Source organism: Mesorhizobium sp. M7A.F.Ca.AU.001.01.1.1 (assembly GCF_004022735.1).
GTDB classification, from domain to species: Bacteria; Pseudomonadota; Alphaproteobacteria; order Rhizobiales; family Rhizobiaceae; genus Mesorhizobium; species Mesorhizobium ciceri.
Genome location: NZ_RZPF01000970.1, coordinates 1 through 1878, shown reverse-complemented (window position 1 = coordinate 1878; position 1878 = coordinate 1). Strand labels below are relative to the sequence as shown.

Sequence of the window (1878 nt, the reverse complement as noted above, 5' to 3'; positions counted from 1 at the left end):
CGGGAAAGCATGGCGTCGATCGCGGGATGGGCCGCGGCCGTGTGGACCCTGGCGATGCCGATGCAGGCATTGGCCTCGTCGACCGTGCCGTAGGCCTCTACCCGCAGATCGGATTTCAGCCGCCTCTCGCCGGTGCCGAGACCCGTGGTGCCATCATCGCCGGTGCGGGTGTAGATCTTGTTGAGCTTGACCATTTCGCCTCCCCGGCCGCCGGCATCCTCACTTGCGGGTGAAATACACCGCCAGCAGGATCAGCACCAGCGCCACGGCCTGCAGCATGACTCGCGCCTGCATCAGCTTGTTCGAGGTGACGCCGGAGCCGCCGCGCATCATGTTGATGAGGCCGCGAACAAGCACGACCGCAACGGCGACCATGACCAGAATGGCGAGAATGTTGAAGACGGTTGCCATTGCTTCGTTCCAGTTGGTTGGCGTTCAGGCGCGTTTGGCCATCAGGCGGTAAAGCATCGATGCCGGCAGGATGCGTCTGAGCACCGCGCCGATCCTGGCGGGCACTGTTACCACATAGTGCGGGCGTGGGCGCCGCGACAGAAGTGCATGGCGCAGCGCCGCATGAACCACTTCCGGCCCTGGCTTCAAGGCCGATTGGCTGCCGCCGGCCCGCAGTCGCTCGAGTTGCGCCGCATAGTCCACGCGGTGCACGGAATTCTCGTGGTCGATGTTGCTGAGAAACCAAATGAGGCCATTGCTGGCGATCTTCGACTTCACCGGCCCCGGCTCGATCAGCGAAACGTGGACGCCGCTGCCGGCCAGTTCCTGGCGCTGGCAGAGCATCAAGGCCTCCAGTGCGTGCTTCGACGCCGAATAGGCGCCGCGAAAGCGCACCGGCACGAGGCCAAGGATCGACGAGCAGTGGACGATGCGGCCCTGACCCTGGCGGCGCATCACCGGCACCAGCCGGCGGGTCAAATCATGCCAGCCGAAGAAATTCGCCTCGAACTGCTGCTTGAGCGCGGCAACGGGCAGATCCTCGACGGCGCCCGGCTGCGCATAGGCGCCGTTGTTGAACAGGGCGTCGAGCCGGCCGCCGGTGCGGTCGAGCACCGCCGTCACCAGCGCGGCGATGGAGTCCGGCTCGCAATAATCGAGATAGAAGGCCTCGATGCCGTCGGCCTCGAGCGCGGCGATGTCCTGCGGCTTGCGCGCCGTTGCGAACACCCGCCAGCCCTCCGCCTTCAACGCGCGGGCGCAGTACGCGCCTATTCCCGAAGACGCACCGGTGATGATAATCGAGCGCAACTTCTGCGCCGGACTGTTCGTGGTTTCGCCAAGGGTTGCCATTTGCCGCAATCCCTTCCCATATTCCCGGCGTGGAGACAATTGGAGGGCGCGGTTCTTGTTGCGGAAGATCGTAGCCCTCAAGCGGGTCCTCTACGACGCACTTGGCCATTTCAACACCGATGACGGCTGGGCGATGGCCAGCCATCTGGCGATCACCTCGCTGATGGCGCTGTTCCCGTTCCTGATCTTCGCGACGACGCTGGCGAGCTTCCTCGGCGCGCAGGCGTTCTCCGACACGGCCGTGCATCTGGTCTTCGACACCTGGCCCGAACAGATCGCCAAGCCGATCGCGCGCGAAGTGCTCAATGTGCTGACCGTCAGGCGCACCGACCTTTTGACCTATGGTGTGGTGCTTGCGGCCTATTTTGCCTCGAACGGCATCGAGGCGCTGCGCACGTCGCTCAACCGCGCCTACCGCGTCTCGGAAACGCGCGGCATCATCTACCGCCGGGTGCAGAGCATCATCTTCGTGCTCATCGCCACGGCCGGTTTCCTGGCGATCAGCGTGCTCCTGGTGTTCGCGCCGCTGCTGGCGCGGCTCGCCGAAGCCCATATCGACTGGATCAAGCCCTATAT

The 1878-nt window shown here is 64.6% G+C and carries 3 protein-coding genes and 1 pseudogene; 1 reads left to right on the top strand and 3 read right to left on the bottom strand.

Going from position 1 to position 1878, the window contains the following annotated elements; translation table 11 throughout:
• The 3 genes and pseudogenes from EN884_RS34685 to EN884_RS34675 form a co-directional block, all read right to left on the bottom strand.
• Positions 1–194: pseudogene (locus tag EN884_RS34685) on the bottom strand (ATP:cob(I)alamin adenosyltransferase); the annotation flags it as partial.
• 25 nt (positions 195–219) lie between these two features.
• Entirely contained in the window at positions 220–411 is a 192-nt protein-coding gene (locus EN884_RS34680; protein ID WP_013529428.1) for a twin transmembrane helix small protein, read from the bottom strand.
• Between the two features lie 24 nt (positions 412–435).
• Positions 436–1302 carry an SDR family oxidoreductase gene (locus tag EN884_RS34675; RefSeq protein WP_013529429.1) on the bottom strand — a complete coding sequence of 289 codons (867 nt, stop codon included), beginning with the start codon at positions 1300–1302 and terminating at the stop codon, positions 436–438.
• A 55-nt stretch (positions 1303–1357) separates the two neighbouring features.
• Between EN884_RS34675 and EN884_RS34670 the strand changes: the two genes are divergently transcribed.
• Positions 1358–1878: YihY/virulence factor BrkB family protein (locus EN884_RS34670; RefSeq protein WP_164895377.1), on the top strand; the 521-nt coding region annotated here is incomplete at its 3' end.

Excerpts from the sequence above, each read along its gene's own strand:
- EN884_RS34680 (WP_013529428.1), bottom strand. The coding sequence starts at position 411 with ATGGCAACCGTCTTCAACATTCTCGCCATTCTGGTCATGGTCGCCGTT.
- EN884_RS34675 (WP_013529429.1), bottom strand. The coding sequence starts at position 1,302 with ATGGCAACCCTTGGCGAAACCACGAACAGTCCGGCGCAGAAGTTGCGC.